This window comes from Anaerovibrio slackiae, assembly GCF_009695585.1.
Lineage (GTDB): Bacteria > Bacillota > Negativicutes > Selenomonadales > Selenomonadaceae > Anaerovibrio > Anaerovibrio slackiae.
In genome coordinates, this window is sequence record NZ_VUNR01000013.1 from 60,911 (window position 1) to 80,815 (window position 19,905).

6 protein-coding genes are annotated in these 19,905 nt (G+C 48.1%); 5 read left to right on the forward strand and 1 reads right to left on the reverse strand.

Translation table 11 applies throughout. The features are described 5' to 3' along the window. Positions 1-25 precede the first annotated feature (25 nt). The 4 genes from FYJ84_RS08025 to FYJ84_RS08040 all read left to right on the forward strand — a co-directional run bounded on the left by FYJ84_RS08025 (position 26) and on the right by FYJ84_RS08040 (position 17,537). Positions 26-14,719 carry an LPD38 domain-containing protein gene (locus tag FYJ84_RS08025; protein ID WP_205764157.1) on the forward strand — a complete coding sequence of 4,898 codons (14,694 nt, stop codon included), beginning with the start codon at positions 26-28 and terminating at the stop codon, positions 14,717-14,719. A 417-nt stretch (positions 14,720-15,136) separates the two neighbouring features. Then, positions 15,137-15,358, forward strand: a complete 222-nt coding sequence (locus FYJ84_RS08030; protein ID WP_154407082.1) for a FeoA family protein — start codon at positions 15,137-15,139, stop codon at positions 15,356-15,358. A 60-nt stretch (positions 15,359-15,418) separates the two neighbouring features. Beyond that, positions 15,419-17,320 carry a ferrous iron transport protein B gene (gene feoB, locus FYJ84_RS08035; protein ID WP_154407083.1) on the forward strand — a complete coding sequence of 634 codons (1,902 nt, stop codon included), beginning with the start codon at positions 15,419-15,421 and terminating at the stop codon, positions 17,318-17,320. A gap of 25 nt (positions 17,321-17,345) precedes the next feature. Beyond that, positions 17,346-17,537 carry a FeoB-associated Cys-rich membrane protein gene (locus FYJ84_RS08040; protein ID WP_154407084.1) on the forward strand — a complete coding sequence of 64 codons (192 nt, stop codon included), beginning with the start codon at positions 17,346-17,348 and terminating at the stop codon, positions 17,535-17,537. Positions 17,538-17,640: 103 nt separating this feature from the next. On the opposite strand, the gene FYJ84_RS08045 is transcribed toward FYJ84_RS08040, so the two are convergent. Further along, positions 17,641-18,510 (reverse strand): LysR family transcriptional regulator, encoded by an 870-nt coding sequence (locus tag FYJ84_RS08045; RefSeq protein WP_154407085.1) that lies wholly within the window; start codon positions 18,508-18,510, stop codon positions 17,641-17,643. Positions 18,511-18,723: 213 nt separating this feature from the next. Here FYJ84_RS08045 and FYJ84_RS08050 point away from each other — a divergent pair, with 213 nt between their 5' ends. Beyond that, the gene (locus FYJ84_RS08050; RefSeq protein WP_154407086.1) at positions 18,724-19,704 is read left to right on the forward strand and encodes a YeiH family protein; all 981 of its coding nucleotides are present in this window, start codon (positions 18,724-18,726) and stop codon (positions 19,702-19,704) included. Positions 19,705-19,905 lie beyond the last annotated feature (201 nt).

A 19,905-nucleotide genomic window follows, 5' to 3' on the forward strand; every position in this document is an offset into this window, starting at 1 on the left:
CCTATGACAGGGAGGAGAATATCTTATGTCAGAGATGAGCGAATATATAAAGAACAGGCTGAATAGCAAATATGGCACGCCGGAGCAGTTGCAGGATAGCTTAACAATGGCAAATGGCTCCTGGTATTATGATGGGGCGGAGGAAAAGACCAGCCCGCTGGAGGACCTTGCGAGAGTATTTGCCAGCAGTGCTGTGGGCGGCACCGGCGATATACTGACAGGCCTTGGGACACTTACCAAGAATTTTATGGAAGATGATGATGGAACGTCATTGTTCCCGTTGCCAATCGCCAAGCCTGTAAGCGAGGGGCTTATCAATAACGGCCAGTACCTGAACAAAGTCAGCCAGGATTTGGCCGGTGGCAGCATGAAGCAGGGCAAGTCCCAGGACGGGTACTGGCAGGATAAAGGCTTTCTGGACAGGGTATCAGATATTGATTACTGGACGGATCCGTATGGCGTTGGCATGGATATTGCTATGCTTGGCGGAAGCATGGTGCCGCAGCTTCCTATTCTAGCAGCTATGCCGGAGGTTGGCGTTGGACGTCTGGCCGGTGGATTGCTAGGCAAGTTAGGCGGTAAATTTGCGACTAATGCCGCCCGCGATACCAATATGCTCACTCATGCAGGCAATACAATTGCAGCAGGCCTTAACAAGGCTGGCAGTGCCCTGGGCGGAAGCACGGCTGCACAGATGGAGCATTGGGCATTGGCAGGCGGCCCGACTACTGCCCTGATGAACGCAGGCGGATTATATGAAGACCTGAAAAAGCAGGGGTATGATGACAGCCAGATTGCCAACAGCATGTATGGCATGATGCAGGAGGAATTGCCGCAGGATTTCCTGACAGGTGCGCTGGCGGGACTTGCCTTGAGCGGCAAGCTGGGTAGAGTTGTAGGTGGACAGAACGCGGGCAGGCTGCGGCAGGGCGTGCAGAACTTTGCTATCAATGCGCCGATTAATGTAGCTTCCGAATACTTTGATGAGGCAAACCAGCAGAGATTACAGAATAAGTACACCAACAAGACTTACGGTTCTGATATTTTCAATCTTACAGATGATGAGAAGGCGGCAGGTGCCAGTGCTGCCGCTCCTGCTTTAATCCCTGGTGCTTTGGGTGGTGCGAAGAATGTCATTACTAGAGGCAGGAGCTTTAGGGAAGCATACAGTGATTGGCGTAATAGCGGCGGGAGATTGCCGTTCATCAACAGGAATAGTAACAGTAACAATGCTGAAAATGATGTTGTCAATGATGGGGAATTGCAGCAGCAGATTAATGCTGTGAACCAGCAGATTTCTGATGCGGTAGACCAGGCAAATGCCGAAGCCATCAGCACGGCCGCCCGGAATATGCCACAGGTTCCTGCCGTGCCACAGAATGTGCCACAGGCAAATACTGTCGGCAGTAACGCTGTGGAGGCTGCAGCGGCTCCGCTCATAGGCAATCGCATGGATAACGGCGAAAACGGCTGTGTAGAGGCTGTTACAAAGATTGGTGCCAGCACCAGCGGCTTCCTGAAGAACGAACTGGATAATGGCGTTGTGTATGTGCCGAAGCTGGTTGAAGATGCCCAGAAAGCCGGTGTCGGCGTAGTAGCGTACAGCCCTGAAAAGGTAGTAGCAGGTGACATTATTGTATATGGTGATAACGACCATGTTGTTATGGCCGATGGCAAGGGTGGCTATGTCGGCAACAGCACCAGCCAGCAGAAAGTTGTGCATGGCAGTGACTACACTGACATGGGGGATTTGAAGCCTACCAAGATTATCAAGACAGGAAACACCGGCACATCAGCGGGGCGTTTTGCTGGAGAAAGCTATTCCGGAGATAGTGCTATTGATTCCGCCATTGTATCAGCTGCCAACAAATACGGCGTGGATCCTGCTTTGGTGGCTGCCGTTGCCAAGCAGGAAAGTGGCTTCAATCAGGAGGCTTCTTCTGGAGCAGGCGCGAGGGGAATTATGCAGCTCATGCCGGAAACAGCAAAGGGACTTGGCGTAAATCCTGATGATATGGTGCAGAATATTGAGGGCGGCGCAAAATATCTTGCCGAGATGTTGAAGGCATTTGGCGGCAATGTAGAGATGGCACTGGCTGCATATAACGCAGGTCCTGGCAACGTGGAGGCAACAGGCGGTGATATGTCCAGGCTGCCGAAGGAAACCCAGAATTACGTGCCTGCTGTGATGGAGAATTATAATGGCTTTAAGTCCGGGGGAACTGTTGTAAAAAATGCAACAGTTGGTGAAGCAAACAATATGGATATGCCGAAGGCTGATTTTAGGAGCATCTTTGAAGGCTTGGATAATTTCTCAGCTGATGATATGCTGAATGATTTCGTCCAGTCAAATGTGGATGAGTATGGCAATGTAACTCTGCCGGGCCTTGCGGAATTGCTCAACAACAAGAAGGACAACTTCACCCAGAATGGATTTAAGCGATTCACCCAGGACTCGGAGCTGCTTTTAGCACTGGCCGAGCAGATGTATAACCGTATGGCAGATGATGATGTGTCAATTGTTCGGATGATGCTGGAGAACGCCAGCAAGAGAGCTGATTTTGATAATTATGCCAAAATTGGGCAGGCTCTGACCGAAAATGACACTCCTGCAATCAAAAAGTATGCGGCAGATTACAGGTCAAAAATGACCAAGGCACTGAACAATCTGACAATGCTGGCCAGCCGCATGGAGGACAGCAAGCAGAAAACGGAACCAGCTGCCGAGAATAAGCCGTTTACTGCAAACGATGATATTCAGCAGCAGGCAGCAGTCAATAAAACTGAGGAACAGCAGAAGGGGCAGAGTGCGCCTGCTATGCAGAAACAGCAGGCAATTCTTCCGGAACCTAAGCCACGCATGGACTTTGCAGCAGAGCCTGCATACAATGCGCCGCAGCCTATTGCACATCCAGTTCCGAATGCGCCAGCAGTTCAGGATATGCCTGCCACACAGAATCCGCAGGCGATGCTCCCGGCACCGAGGCCTCGTGTGGACTTCATGAAAGCACCTGTATATAATCTTCCGCAGGCTATGGCTCCGGTGGCACCAAACAAGGATGAACGTATCCAGCAGGCGGAGGCAATACGCCAGGTTGCTGCCGATAATGATGTAACGCTCCCCAAAGAGCTTGATATGGGGCTGGATTCGGGCGCAAAAAAAGCTGTGCAGGCAGCACAGCAGGAGTTAATCAATGCAGTACCGTCACTGGAGGCGGTAAAGAATGGAGGAAATACAAATGAAAATCAGAGTATCAGCACCGAAGCGGCCAAAGCCGAGGAAGGTATCAACGCCGAAGATAAAATTCAGCACGCCGAATCTGGACAAGGCAAAGAAGGGGCGGTGCAAGTAAACGAGGATAATGTTGCTGATAATGCTGCTACGGAGCATTTTACTGGAGGCACGCATATTCACACCAAGACCAGGGCAGAAAATCCTGCCGCCAGCCTGAACATGAAGGTGGACAAGGATGTTTACAAAAAGGTTAGTGCAATTGCTAAAAAGCATGGTGGCCACTACAGCCGTTTTGCAAAGAAGTTCCTGTTCGAGACTGTGGAGGGCCGTGATGCTTTTGTTGATGAGGCGGAGCGCGATGTGTTTAGCCAGAAGGATGAGCAAACCATTAAAGATGAAGGGGATAAGTCTGTCCAAGCTACCACGGTACAGGAGCAGCCTGCACCTGTTGCAAAGCCCGCCGAAAAAACTGCCGCAAAGCCAAAAAATGACAATATGGTGGGGGATTGGTATGTTCCTAATTTTAGTGACCCATGGAAACAGTATTCCGATTCAGTGAGAATCACGTTGCAGGAAGTGCTGGATGGCGAAACAACTACAGACAAGGCAGCTGCGCGGCTCAAGATGATTTATGCCCGTGCATATGACGAGCTGCCACAGTTTTTTGATGGTAATATGCACTCTATGGTCAGAAACTATCATGACAGCTTGATAAAGTCACTCGAAGCTGGTAACAAGCCTGTAGATGTAAAGGAAAATGTAGCAAAATTTGCAGACAGAATTGGTGTAGATGCTGGCCTGTTGCAGGATATGATAAACAGGGGACTTACCTACGAAAACATTAATGAATACGGCCGCTTTGACAATCTGCTCAAGACTCTGGATGCGGAAAAGGCGAAGGCGTATATTGCATCCCTTACAGGTCAGGAGATGCCACAGTTCCGTGTAAATAACAGGGTAAATGCTGTTTTGAAGTCTGTCATTGTCAGCGGCAAGGTGCCTGAAGGCAATAAAACGGTTGTCGTGAAAGGTGATGAATTTGGTGATTATGACGGAATTAAAGATTTGCGTACTAAGGCTAAAGCGTATTATAAAGAAAAACTGCAAGGTACAGTAGTACGTAATGAACAGTTAGGCTTGATAGATATTGATGAAAATGGTGAGGTTAATTTTACCAGGGCAGGAAGAGAAGAAATGGCCAATCGCTCATACGGGGAGAATAAACTATTATTAGTTAGGTACCTTCCTGTTTTAATTGAGTCAGCAAACGATATTACATCTTCGGAGCCTAAAAAGGAAAAACATCAGAATGAATATTTCTATTATCTTCATACGCGAGCAACTTTCCCTAATGGAGATTTACCTGTAAAAATCACTTTAATCAAACGCAATAATGGTAAAATTCAGTATTACGACCATTATGTTATGACGGAAAATGGCAAAAAAAACGAAGGTGTAGTAGCCTCTACGGCGCCAGCATCTTCCGATGAAGCCCTCGGCACTCCGTCCTTACATACACCTTCTCTTACTGCAAGTGTAGCACAGAATGAGGAAAATAGCAACAGCAAACCTATCTTTGGGGAGTATAACGAAGCAGAGCTGTTTGAAGCACTTGGGATTGAAGCAGTAGAAGACGATGATGTAGTTCTTAGCGCACCAGACAATATTTCCAATACTGCCGAAGAACGTGCAAAGCTGGAGGCCAAGCTGGCAGCAAAGCTGAATAGGATTTCTGCAAATCCTGTATTCGACCCTGAGATATACACGCTTGCTTTGCAGATTGGCTTCACGTACATAAAAGATGGGTACAGCACAGCAAAGAAGTGGCTGGCAAAGATGCACCAGCAGTTTGGGGATAAGATTTCCCCGTGGGCACCTGCTATTTTAAAGACAATAGAGGATTGGCCAGCAGGTACTGATTTCAACGAAAAACAGGCTATGCTGTTTACAAAAGCAGTTGGCTCCCTTTATGAAGGTGGCGAGACTGATGTAAATGCCATAACAAAACGCATCACCGGCAAAATGTCGGCAGCGCACAAGAAACAGTTTACACCTATCATCGAGGCGGCTTATAATGGTATCAAGATATTCTTTGATAACATGGAGGCTGATAGAAATGGGAAGGAACGCACAGAGAGCAAAGGACCTGATGGAGGATATGAAAATGTACAAGCCGGACAGGCTGGAGGAGTGGAAGAAGCAGGGGATAAAACCTCTGGAGTACCTGGAGAAGTTCCTGGACGGAGTGGACGAAAGGGAGCAGAAGACACTGGAAGTCCTGAAGGAGAGAATACCGCAGGGGCTGGATCCGCTGGAGTACGAGCAGGAGCTGAATTGGAAAAGACAGCAGGCAATGGAGATAGCAAACCAGGAAGTAAACAGTCTCCTGCGCTGACACCAGCACAGAAGAACCCTTCTCCTACTGAGATACCGGGGCATGACTGGGAAATTAAGGAATCTGCTGCTGGAAAGACCAGCGAAAAGCAGAGGTTTCAGCAGAATGTGGAGGCCATAAAATTACTCAAGCAGCTGGAGGCCGACAACCGTATGCCGACACCGGCAGAGCAGGCTGTGTTGGCAGCTTATAATGGCTGGGGCGGCTTGAAGGATGCCTTTATGGAAGGCAGTAAAGAGAATAGCGAGATTAGGGCATTACTCACAGATGATGAGTATAATGCTGCTAAGTCTACCATGAACGACGCCTTTTATACCAGCCCTGGCATCATCAGGGCGATATGGAAAGGCGTTTCTCGTTTGGGCTTTAAGCATGGCCGTATTCTGGATCCATCTATGGGTGTTGGCAATTTCTACGGCTGTATGCCTCGTGATATGATGGCAAAATCTGATTTGCGCGGTGTTGAGCTGGATAATCTTACTTCCAGATTTGCCAAAATGCTCTATCCTAGTGCCTTCGTTGAGAATAAGGGGTTCCAGGACAGCAAGACACCTGATAACTATTTTGATTTGGTTATTTCCAACATTCCTTTTGGGCAGAAAAAGATTGATGGCTATCAGGTGCATAATTATTTCTTTGCCAACGGCATTGACAAGGTTCGCCCTGGCGGCCTGATGGTATTCATTACCTCGCAAGGTTCCCTTATTGGCGGTGCCGATGGAGCACGCATGAGGAGCTATCTTGCTGGCAAGGCAGACATGATTGCCGCTTATAAGCTGCCAGACACGGCTTTCAGCGAAGCAGGCACCAAGGTTATAACTGATATTATCATCATGCGCAAGCGTGACAAGGATAACGTGCAGTCGCCTTATGCAAATGATTTTCTGACTGTAAGCACATATAACCAGATGGCTTATCGTGGAGGCGGTTCAGCAACTATCAATCAGTATTTCTTGGACAATCCGGATAAGGTTATTGGTACTTTGGGAATAGAAAAGAATCAATATGGCAAGGATGCTATTACTGTAAAGGGCAGTGAAAATACAAAAGTAGAATGGGATTTAGAGAAAGCTATGAGGGATTTGCCAGAAGGGGCATATCAGGAGGATAACAGAGCAAAGACAAAGGCGTTTGATTCCGCATCCGCAAATAAGACGGCCCGTGCTGATGAAAAAATGCGTGATTATGAGTATTACAGGCGCAGTGACGGCAAGATTGTGCAAAATCAGAGTGGTGTTGAGGTAGAAATTACAGGCAAGAAAGCTAAGGTTGTCGATGCTTACATCGAACTAAAAAATGCACTTAACGCTATCATCCTTGCCCAGATGGATGCCAAGGCTACGGAGAAGCAGCTTGACAGCCTGCGGAAGACACTGAACGAAAGATATGACAGCTTCGTTGAGAAATATGGTTATCTTAATAATCAGACTACAGCCAGAAACTTCATCCAGGACCCATCTGCCGGAATGGTTATGGCATTGGAGAAGGTAAAATTTGAGGGTACGGGCCGGAGCAAGAAGCTGGCCAGCGTGGAAAAGAACGACATATTTACCAAGCGTACAGTGGAAGCAGTCAGTGAAGTGACGAAGGCTGAAAGTCCATCTGATGCCCTGCTGTTTTCTCTTGCCAATCGCAACGGCGTAGACCTTGATTATATGGCAAAGCTCCTGGGGAGCACGCCGGAAAAGGTGGCAGCAAACCTTCAGGGCAAAATATTCAAGAACCCTATGACGGGTGCGTATGAAACCAGTGATGAGTACCTGTCCGGAAATGTCCGTGAGAAACTGGCGTATGCCGAAGCGGAAGCCAAGCGCGATAAATCTTACGAAGGTAATGTGGAGGCACTGAAGAAAGTTGTTCCGGAAGATTTGGTATCTGACGAAATTCTGGTCAACATCGGTGCTCCGTGGATTCCTGTATCTGATTATCAGGATTTTGTCAATTATCTGATGGGGCGTGAAGACAGCCCTTTTGAAAACGTAAAATTCTTGCCGTCGGCAGGCAAATGGGAGATAACGGGATATATCAATAGCCCTAAGTTTAAGGTTAAAGGTATAAAGTTTGAAGATTTCTTGCAGAATATTTTTAATAACAAAGCTATTACTGTATATAGCTACAGTGGCAAAGATAGAGTTGTTAATCAGGAACTTACAGATGCAGCTAATCTTACGGCAGATGAAATACGCCGTGAATTTTCTGATTGGCTTTGGAGCGAAAAGGAGCGCGAAAAGAGGCTGGTTCGCTATTATAACGACAATTTCAATAACAGCGTAAACCGCGAATATGATGGCTCGCATCTTACTTTTCCAGGCATGAATGGCAAAATTCATTTAAAGCCGCATCAGAAAAACGTTGTGTGGCGTATGCTCCAGGGTATGAATACACTTATCGCTCATTGTGTAGGTGCTGGCAAGACCTTTGAAATGCAGGCAGGCGGTATGGAAATGCGCAGGCTGGGCATAGCGAAGAAGCCTATGTATTGCCTGCCGAACAATGTAGTTGAGCAGTTTGCCCGCGAGTTCAGGCAGCTGTACCCTAATGCGAAGCTGCTGGTACTGAAGACAGAGGATTTGCCAGAAGTTCCTAAGATGACAAAGACTGTCAAAACAGCTGATGGCCGCAATAAGAAGGTTGCAAAAATTAAATTTGAGAATCTTCCAGAAAAAGAAAGGAATAGCATACTTGAGAAAAGAGCTGCCCGCAACCGTACCCTGGCACGTATTCAGACTGAGGATTGGGACGGGATTATAATCTCCCACACTATGTTTGAGCGATTCCCGCTCACGCCGGAAACAGCTTCTGAATTTATGAAGGAGCAGATTGATGTGCTTGAACGTACTGTGAAAGAAGCCAAGGCAGGTAAAATGGATAAGCGGGCTATTTCGAGCATGGAAACCAAGATTGCCAACATGAAGGAGAAGCTCAATGACATTTTAGATACAAGCCTTGATGATATTGGCATTCCGTTTGAGCAGCTTGGCATTGACCAGCTCTTTGTGGATGAGGCAGACTTATTTAAAAATCTCCATTATGCCACATCAATGGACAGGGTTTCTGGTCTCACTAATTCAGATGCAATCCGCTCCAATGATATGTTTGCCAAAACTCAGTGGCTTACCAGGACGCTAGGCGGAAGGGGCGTAGTGTTTGCAACCGGCACACCTATTTCCAACACTATGGCAGAGATGTTCACCATGCTCCGCTATATGGATATGCAGGGGCTAAAAGAAAAGGGGCTTGACCTCTTTGATAACTGGATTAGGACGTTTGCCGAGATTGGCACCGGCATTGAAAGAAAACCGTCTGGTGATGGCTTCCGCAAGATAAACAAGGTTAAGCGTTTTATCAATATGGCTGACCTTACGAAGATGTTCCGAAAGATTGCTGATGTAAAAACGCAGGCTGATTTGGATTTGGATATTCCAGAATTGAAGGGTGGCAAGCCTACTATAGTCAAAATAAAGGCGGATCCTAAATTGGTTCGCTATATAAAGGAAGAAGTTCCTGCCCGTATTGCTGCTATGAAAAAAGGCTTTATACAGGAAAAAGGCGGGGATAATATGCTTGCCCTCACCAATGACCTGCGCAAAATGTCACTTAACGATGACAAGATTGAGGCCTGTGCTGACCAGATAGCCAAGAAATTTGAAGAAACGTCCGACATTAAAGGTGCACAGCTTGTATTTTGCGATATGGGCATTCCGAGGGCAGAATCAGATAATGAAAAAAAGAAGAAGGACGATGAGCTGGACGATGATAATGAGGCTGAAAATGCCAGCGTATATGAGAAGCTCATGCGGGCACTGCGCAATAGAGGCATACCAAATGACCAGATTGCCTTTGTACAGAGCGCAAAGAACAAATCCCAGATGGATGAACTTTTCCAGAAGGTTGACAGTGGTGATGTGCGCATACTGATTGGCTCTACACAGAAAATGGGCGCTGGCACAAACTGCCAGCATCATCTTGTTGCCTTGCATGATTTGGATGCACCTTGGCGGCCGCGTGATTTGGAGCAGAGGCATGGCAGAATTTTGCGCCAGGGCAATCCGAATAAGGAAGTAGAGATATTTAACTATGTTGTGCAGGATTCTTTTGATGCTAATATGTGGGAGAAACTGAAGAATAAGGCTGCCATCATCGCCCAGGCTATGAGCAGTAATACACAGCTGCGAGCTGTAGAGGATGCCGACCTTGTGACACTGGGATATGCTGAAATTGAGGGCGCCGCTACCGGCAATCCCCTTATCAAGGAGCAGCTGTCGCTCAACAATGAAGTGACGAAGTATGCCCATGCCCAGACAGCTTTCAAGAAGCGTCAAAGAGATGCCCAGGCAAAACTTGATACACTACCGGAGTCTATTGACAATTTGCGGCTTATCCGCGACAAGCTCAATGAGGATATTGCCAGACGTGTTGATACGAAAGGCAATGCCTTCAAGGCCACCATTGATGGCAAGGTGTATACCGAGCGTGCCAAGGCAGAGGAAGCCCTGCAGAAGGTGCTGGGGAGCTACAATAATACTGTGTCTACCTCCATCGGCAGCATCGGTGGCATGGAAATCAAAGCTGTGTACAAGGAAAACAGCTACACTATAGGCGACGAGGCAGGCAGCTCTGTAAAATTGCAGTTGGTTGGCAACCGCGCCTATACTGTAAAAAGCAATTCCATTCAGGGGATTGAGAATACCCTGCGCAACGGACCGGAGAACCTGCTGAAGGAAACTGAAAGCAACATCAGTCAGCTGGAAGCAGAGCTGAAGGATGCCGAGGAAACTATGAAGCTGGAATATCCTTATGCTGAAAAGCTGAAGGAAATGCAGCGGCGGCTTGATGAGATTAACCGTGAGATTGAGCAGACTCTGGTCGACAACGGAAGGAAGCAGCTGTCCGAAGCGGATAATGAAGAAGGGGCGGAGACTGCTGAAAAGAAATACTCTGTTGCTGATGATGGCGTGGCAGAACGAACCATGATGACTACGGAAGAATTTGCCGATGTAGTCCTTAAGGCGTTCCCAACGGCTAGGAACTTCCAGAGAAACGGCAATGAAGTAACTTTCACCCTGCCGAATGGCAGCAAGGTTACTGTGGACCTGGTAGAGAGGATTGCTTTCTCTGCTGCCGACAGGCGGAAGGCTGCCGGTGACTATGGCAGGGATATACGCACCGATGAGGCACCGGAAGGAATGTATGAAGGTGTCGGCAAGGACGCATTTATCACCCTGGCCAACGGTGGCAGGCTAGGCACCATCTTCCATGAGGCCTATCACTTTGCCAGGGCGGTTGCTCTGCCGAAGGATATGAGGGACTTCCTTTCCCAGCGTTATGAGAATGAGGAGGCAGAGGCCGAAGCCTATCGCAAGTGGCGGCTGGCAAGGGACCGTTCAGGAATGTTTGGAAAAATTTGGAGCAAAATAAAGGATTTTGCCAGTGCCATGTCGAATATACTCGGTATAGAAACAGAGCATAATATTTTCCGCGGCATTGAGTCCGGCAAGGTGTTTGAGCGTGGAACTGCCGGTGGCGTCACCACAAAGTTTTCTCTGACTGATAGGGCAAATAATCAGCTGATGGAGGCCATTGTATCGAGCATTGACTCTGCTATAAGGAAGTGGCAGTTCTCTGGGATTAGCTCGGATGAGATAAGGGCAAGACTCAATGAGGATAATTCCGATTTAAAGAACCAGATATTGGCTCCTATCAGGGCATCCTACAATGACATAAAAAGCCGTAAAGATAAGGATATTTCCAGCAAGGCTGCTATTGTTGATAGAATTAGAGGTGACAGGCTACTGCCCGAAGGTGTAGGCTATGAGCAGCTGTATGAGAATTATTTAGCAGATATGAAGGAGATGTATGAAAATGCAGCAAAAATCTATTCAGCAGTCTGCCGAGATAAGGGAATTCACAGAGACTACTCTACTGAATTACGTACTTGGGCAGATGTCCAAAGAGCGAGAAACAATGCCATCGCAGATAACAGAACCGAAAGAGAAAGACAAATGACAGCCAGAGCCGCCGTTGCTGATGATGGCGGTTCTTCTATTGTAAGAAAGTATTCTATCGCGCCGGATGATAACTCCAAGGAAAGTTTCGTAAAGCGCATTGTTAACCGCTTCCGAGGTCAGCACAAGGGCGATAAGGAATACCGCGAAATGGTTAAGAATATCATGGAGGAGCTATCCCAGTGCAAAATCCGCTGGGGTAAGCTGGATGCAGGACTGGAATCCATATTCAAGGAAGCCGAGAGGATTATTCGTGTTGCCAAGCCTTACGATTGGGCAACAGTTCTGCCGCACGTGGGCAAGGCAGTGGCAAAACGGCTGAATATATCTACTGATGAGGCCATGCAGAACTACATAGCTGACTGGATATTGTCAGGTGCGCCAAACAACAACAGCGAAGAAGCCAAGATATTCAGCGAGGCTATGAAGAATAATGAGTATATGTCGGATAAACTTATGGATCTGAGGAGTATTTTCTCTGAATACGCGGAGAAGTCCACGCACGATTTCCACCAGAATGTCATTTCCTATGAAAGGCCGCGTAAAAAGAACTCATGGAACGATAATCTTAACTATTGGTATGACCAGTGGGTAGAGGAATTGGGGCCGATAAAGCGCATGGTAGAGGCTATTGAAAAGCAGAAGAAAGCCCGCTTGCCTCTGGCCCTTAATCCGTATGTTGGGTTCCGCCTGTTCCGGGGCCATTATGGCAAGGCCATGACTATGGTGGAAGGCACCAGCAAAAAAGCGGTAGAGGCTTTGCAGCGCATCTATCCAAATGTTAATTTTGATGGCTTCGAGACGATCCACATGATTCTGGATAGCATTAACGCCCTCAATGATAAAAAACGGCGAGAGGCCTTCAGCGAGTATTGTGTAGCGCGTCATGTGCTGGATATTCATGACAGCAATGACGAGATACGCTCCCAGCAGGGAAAAGTTGAAGACCGCATCGAGGAAGTGCAGAATATCATTATTAGTCTGAATGAAGAAATGGAGAGAGCTACCCAGAAATCACATAAACAGCGTATTAATAAGGATTTGGATGAGCATTTAGAGGTCCTGGAGGAGTTGAGGGATGAAGTAGAAAAACTCAAAAAGAATATTATGGAAACGCCGAAAACCCGTGCAGAATGTGAAAAGATTATCAATGATTATGCTGATGATATGGATATGCAACGGGCACAGGAAAAGCTTGTGCATTATTCCAATACCATGCTGGCTATCCTGCATGATTCCGGCTTAATCAGCGACAAGCATTACAAGAACACCCTTAAGAAATGGCCTAACTATGTGCCTATGTTCAGGGTGTTTGAGGAAAACGAGGACATTCAGTTTGGCGATAGTTTTAAAGCGCAGGTTGGTTCCACACGTCAGGTAATAGACCCTCTGGAATCCATCATTCGGAACACATACGACTCTGTGAAGCATGGTGAGAAGAACAGGGCAAAGCTGCTTCTGGCAGGCCTTGCACGTTGCACCGGCGTAGGTGAATATGTGGAGGAGGTTAATGCGCCTGGTTCTCCAAGTCTTGGTGATACCATCACATTCTATGACAGAGGCAAGAAACGTTACCTGGTTACGGATCCGGCTGTTGTTCAGGCGGTAAACGGCATGGGCAGGGATAACAGTAGCTTGGCACTCAGGCTGTTTAATTTCCCTGTCAGGATTGCCCGTGCCTGCTTTGTAACCATGAACCCGTCTTTTGCCATCAGAAACATATTTAGAGATGTGGCGGATGCCACTATTTACAGCCAGTACGGGTTCAAGCCTTGGGATTTCGTATCAGGCTTCCTGCATGTACTGCGGCGTGATGATATATTTTATGAATGGATGGCATCTGGTGCGGCGCAGGCATCTGCACTTTCCCTTGATAGGCAGTACACTCAGGCTACCATTGATAAGATGGGCAAAAGGTTTAGAGAGAAGGTAATTTCACCAAGGAGCTGGTTAGACTGGCTAGAGATGGCAGGCGAAGTATCTGAATACGGCACGAGGATTGCGGCTTATGAAAAGGCCCGGCAGGCTAAATATTCAGAGAGCAAAATTAGTGCTGGAATTATAGATGCCGCCATCGAAAGCCGCGACTTGATGGACTTTGCCCGCGGTGGCCGTGCTTCCAGGACGCTGAACAAAATTGCTCTTTTCAGCAATGCAGCTATTCAGGGCTGGGACAAGTTCTTTAGAACCTTTGACCCGCGTGACGAGAAAACGTTCATGAGGGCTGTGGCAAGGCTGGCATTTACTGCTATGCTCCCGGCTTTGCTGTTCAGCCTGCTGTATCGTGATGATGAGTGGTACCAGGAGCTTCCGGATTGGCTGAAAGAATCCAACTGGGTGGTTGGCAAGGTAGGAGATACGATTATCAGAATACCTAAAGGTCAGGATTTGGGCATCCGTATGACTTCCAATTTCATTGAAAAGGCTATTGGCAAAAAGAGTAAGGTTACAGTTAAAAACCAGTTCAAGCCTATAATGGATGCACTGCCTTCACTTATACCACTTGGATTGCTTCCTATTATAGAAAATATGTCGAATTACAGCTTCTTTAATGATGCGCCTGTAGTGCCTGGATATTTGCAGAAACTCCCGGATGATGCACAATTTAATGCCAATACATCCAGCATGGCGAAGTTCTTAGGGGAAAAGCTGGGCTACAGCCCGATAAAGATAGACCATCTCATGTCCGGTTATGCCGGAAATGTATATCGCGGAGCAATGGAGACTGTAAACTTCGTTGAGCGCGATAACAAGTCTATCCCACATGTAACTGACATGCCTATCTTGAATGGCTTAACCTACATGCCGTACAAGAACCCTGCCTCCGTCACGAAGTTCTATGATGAATGGGAAAAGATGGAAAAAGAGCACAATCTGTTTAAGCAGACTGGCAAGCAGCGGGATGGTTATTCGGAAAACAGGTATAAGCGCATGAAGGAGGCCAGCAATAAAATGACCGAGCTTAACAAAAAGGAACGTGCCATAGTCATGGACAAGCGGCTTGATACCGGCAGGCGGTATGCACTTCAGAGAGGCATCCAGGAGCAGCGCGTAAGGCTGGCCAATTCAGTGCTTGGCAGGTGATTCTGTGAAGTCCTTTTGAAGCCCTTTTTCTTTGAAAAGCAGATTTGGAGGTGAGAAATTTGAGATTAAGCCGCATAAATACTGCATAGATACACCACGAAAAATGGGTGTAAACGTTTTGAAAGAAGAACATGATTTGAGTTATATAGTTATATAAGTTCTGTTTAAAATAGTGAACATGAAATAAGAAAATCCCTGCTTTGGTGCGCTTTTGAAAGAAAGCGTATCACGGCAGGGATTTTTGTCTTAGGATTTTCTGTATGGGAAGTTTTAGTACGTATCTCATTAGAAAAATGAAAAAAATTATCAGTAAGTCTTGACAATGATAGTGATAAATATTATCATATTAAATGTGCTTTTGAGAATTGTTATTATTATATTGTGCAATAATTTATCATTATCATTGGAGGGATAAGCATGACATTGAAGGATGGTAAGGCCGGGATGGTGCTGCGGGTTGACAGCATTGCCGAATCGGGCTTGAAAGAACGGTTGATGACCATGGGGCTTCTGCCAGGTACAAAGATAAATGTGCTGCGTTCCGCGCCTTTGGGTGATCCGATGGCCATAGGGCTGCGTTCCTATCATCTGGCAATCCGCCGCAAGGATGCCGCCAATATCCAGGTGAGCCAGGTTTGATTTGTCTGGCTGATTTGAATGGAGTGGCGTGTCGTTTCATCAGAAAGGAGTTTTTAGATTATGAGTGCAAGCTTATCGGTAGCACTTACCGGCAATCCTAATACCGGCAAGTCTACGATTTTTAATGAGCTGACAGGAGCCAGGCAGAAAATCGGCAACTGGCCTGGCGTTACTGTGGATAAAAAGGTTGGCTATGTCCGCCACAATGACAAGGATATCATGATTGTGGATTTGCCGGGAACTTATAGCATCAATGCCCGTTCCCCGGAGGAAAAAATCGTCATTGATTACCTGCTGACCACCCATACGGATCTGGTGGTGGATGTGGTGGATTCCTCCAATATTGAGCGCAATCTCTATCTGACCTTGCAACTTTTGGAGCAGGGGATTCCCCTGATTATTGACCTCAATATGCAGGATGAGGCGGAAAAGCGGGGCATCAAGATTGATGTGAAGAAGCTGGAAGCATATCTTGGCTACCCGGTGCTGCTGACCATTGCCCGTGATGGCAAGAGCCTTAAAAACATGCTGAATGTATTTACGTCCATTTCTATGGAAGGCTACGGTGCCAGCCCGCAGCTGAAAGCCCATATTGCCAGGGTGCAGGCGATTGAGGCGGAGGTACGGGATGAGAAGGAGCGTCAGGCACAGCTGATTGAGCTGCGCTATGAGTTTATTGACAGCATCCTGAAAGAGTCTGTGGAGTTCTCCCATGTGGGCACTACCACCTCTGAGAAGATTGACAAGGTGCTTGCCAATGGCGTGCTGGCCATTCCGGCATTCCTTGCCATCATGTACGCTGTCTTCCAGATTACCTTTGAATGGATTGGCCAGCCGATTGCAGATGCCCTGGATGAGTTTATTGCCGGTGATGTGACGGAGGCAGTGGCTGCCGGGCTGGAGTCCCTGGAGGTGGCTGACTGGATGCAGTCACTGGTGCTGGATGGCATTGTAGGCGGCGTTGGTTCTGTTATCGTCTTTGTGCCTTTGATTTTTATCCTGTTTTTCTGCCTGAGCTTTCTGGACGGCACAGGCTATATGGCCAGGGTTGCTTTCGTGATGGACCCGATTATGCGCCGGGCAGGCCTGACCGGCAAGGGCGTAATGCCTCTGATGATGGGCTTTGGCTGCGGCGTGCCTTCTATTATGGGTGCCAGGGCGCTGGACTCTGAGAAGGACCGCATGCTGTCCATTTTTGCGGCGCCCTTCTTGACATGCGGCGCCAAGCTGCCTATAATGGCATTGTTTGCCGCTATGTTCTTCCCGGATAATGCCGCCAACGTGGTGTTTGCCATGTATGTGGTTGGCGTGGTGATGGCGATTGTGTCTACCAAGCTGCTTTCCCATACTACATTTAAGGATGATAATTCTACCTTCCTTTTGGAGCTGCCTCCGTACCGCATGCCGGATATGAAGACGGTGCTGCTGGAAACCTGGGACAAGGGCAAAGGCTATCTGGTCAAGGCCGGTACGATTATCTTCCTGGGCTGCGTTATCATCTGGTTCCTGGGTGCCTTTAACGGCGAGGGAATGGTGGAGGACATGAGCGATAGCTTCCTGGCTTCTATCGGTGCCGCTGTAGGTGCCCTGTTCACCTTCCACGGCTTTGGCACATGGGAGGCCGGTGCAGCAGCGATTTCCGGCATCCTGGCCAAGGAGTCAGTGGTGTCCACCATCGGTATCCTCTACGGCCTGCCTGATGTATCCGCTGAGGCGGAGGATGCTGTTGAGACTGCTGAGGTCATGCTGCAGACCGGCATGGGCAGTGCCTTTACGCCCCTTTCCGCTCTTGCCTTCATGGTGTTCTCCCAGCTGTATACTCCTTGCGTTACCGCCCTGGGTACTATCAAGAAGGAAGCTGGCAGCTGGAAATGGATGATTTTTGCGGCTGTGTACATGTTTGTGCTGGCGTGGGTTGTGTCCCTGCTGGTATATCAGGTGGGCAGTCTGCTGGGATTTTGAGTTTGATTGTCAGGAGGTCTGCCTTATGGCTACTTATGTAATCGGTTTGCTTATTCTGGTGCTGCTGTTTCTGGCAGGCCGCCATGTGGTTAATAATTTCCGTACCGGCGGTCATGACTGCTGTGGCTGTACTGGCTGCAGCAGAAATGGCGATAGTGCCGGTGAGGCTGAGGGTGCAGCAAAAGCGGGATGTTCCTGCTGCGCCCTGCATAAATAAGCATAGATAATCAATACACCTAAGTGTTTTCTCCATAATATCATACAAAAATGACCGACGTGTAATAGCTTTTGCATTATGCCGTCGGTCATTTTTTTGCAGATTATATGTAGGATTTGCACAGGTCGATAAAAGTTTTCAGGCCTGCTGTCAGGTATTTGTTCTTGTGGTAGACGATGCGGAAGCTGCGGCGGAAGGTGATGCCGGGGATGGTGAAGGATGCCAGCTTGCCCTCCTGCAGTTCCTTTGCTACCAGGCGGCTGGAAATTGCGCTGATGCCCAGCCCGGCAGCTACCGCCTGCCTGATGCTTTCTGTGTTATTGTAGGAGCCGGTGACGTGGCATTGCAGGTGGTGCTGGTTCATGACATGCTCAAAGAGGTTGCGGGTGCCGCTGCCTTTTTCTCGCAGGATAAAGGGCAGATCTGCCAGCTGCTCCATGGTGAAGCCTGCCGGGGGCAGCTGGTCGGGAGCAATGATGAATACCAGCTCGTCCTCCAGGAAGGGAATCTGGGTAAGGTAGGCAGAGGTGATGCTGCCCTCTACCAGGGCGGCATCCAGCTCGTCCCGCAGCAGGGCATCTTCCAGGGCGGCGGTGTTGTGGACATGGGAATAAACTTCCTGCTCCGGCATGGTTTTTTTCAGCCTGGTGATGATGTCGATAAAAATGCTTTCCCCGATGGAGAGGGTAGCGCCCAGCCGGATGGGGGCGGCCAGGGAAAAGCTGCGCAGGGTTTTCTCGGTCTGGTCAGACAGGGATATGATGTGCCGGGCGTAGTGTAGCAGTTCCTGCCCGGCAGGCGTCAGAAAGAGCTTTTTGCCCAGCCGTTCAAAGAGCCTGACCTGATAATGCTCCTCCAGCTCTTTTACCGCCTGGCTGATGGAGGGCTGGGAGATGTGCAGCTGCCGGGCTGCCTGTGTCATGCCCTGCTCATCGCAGACGGAGATGAAGATTTGAAAATGGCGCAGTGTCATACTGCTTGCCTCCTTTTATGCAATTATCTAAGTATTCGATTATCTGATTTTATATGATTATACATAAGTAAATACATATTAAAATAATTATATCATAGTATTTTACATATATAAAGAAAAAGGCTACAATGTAACCATAGTAATGATGCGCATTGAGAGTAAGTCAATGAGCCTTGTATGGTCAGGGCAATAGTGCATGGGAGGCATGTTGAGATGAAAGGTCTTTGGAAAGGTATTTTGTACGCATTGGTGCTGGCAGTACCTGCTGCTTATCTGGGGAAGCTGTATCCGATTATCGGCGGCCCTGTTTTTGGTATTCTGCTGGGCATTATCTGCGCCTTTATTCCGCGTGGTGAGTCCTTCAATGCGGGGATTAATTTTACGGGCAAGAAGATTTTGCAGTATTCCATTATCCTGCTGGGCTTCGAGATGAATTTGTTTAATGTGCTGGAAGTGGGGTCCCAGTCCCTGTATGTGATGATTTTTACCCTGCTGACTTCCTTTGCCGTGGCATGGTGGGTAGGCAGGCTGCTGAAAATGCCTGAGGACACCAAGACGCTGATCGGGGCAGGCACTTCCATCTGCGGCGGCTCTGCCATCGCGGCGCTGGCACCTGTTATCGGGGCAAAGGATAAGGATATTGTGTTTTCCATCTCCACGATTTTCCTGTTCAACGTACTGGCGGTGTTTATTTTCCCCTTCCTGGGGCATGTGATTGGCATGTCGGATTTCGGCTTTGGCATGTGGGCTGGTACGGCTATCAATGATACTTCCTCGGTGGTGGCGGCAGGCTATTCCTACAGCGAGGCGGCTGGCAGCTATGCCACCATCGTCAAGCTGACCCGAGCTCTGATGATTGTGCCAGTGTGCCTGTTCTTTGCCGTGCTGACGGCACGGAAGGCCAAGGCGGAGGGGCAGGGCTTTGATTTAAAGCGGATTTTTCCTTTCTTCATTCTGTGGTTTGTGGTGGCTTCCATTGTCAATACCAGCGGCATCCTGCCGGCAGAGGTGAGCAAAGGGCTGGGGGATTTCGGCAAGTTCTGCATCGTCTGGTCCATGGCAGCCATCGGGCTGAATACCAACCTCATGTCCCTGGTAAAGAACGGCGTGCGCCCGATTTTCCTGGGGCTGTGCTGCTGGATTGCGGTGGCTGTGGTGTCCCTGATTGTGCAGCACATCGTGGGGATCATGTAAAAATATATGTAATTTCTAAAAAAATTCCTGCCTTTAGCAGGGATTTTTTGTTTTATGGCGAATGTATAAGGGTATAGCAACCTGGTAATATGTCAACAGGTTTTCTCAAAAGTTTTTGAAGCAAATTCTTGAAATAAAGTGCACTTAACAAACCTTCAGGATTATAAGCAAAAATCCCAAAGGCATGTTTGTAAATATTAT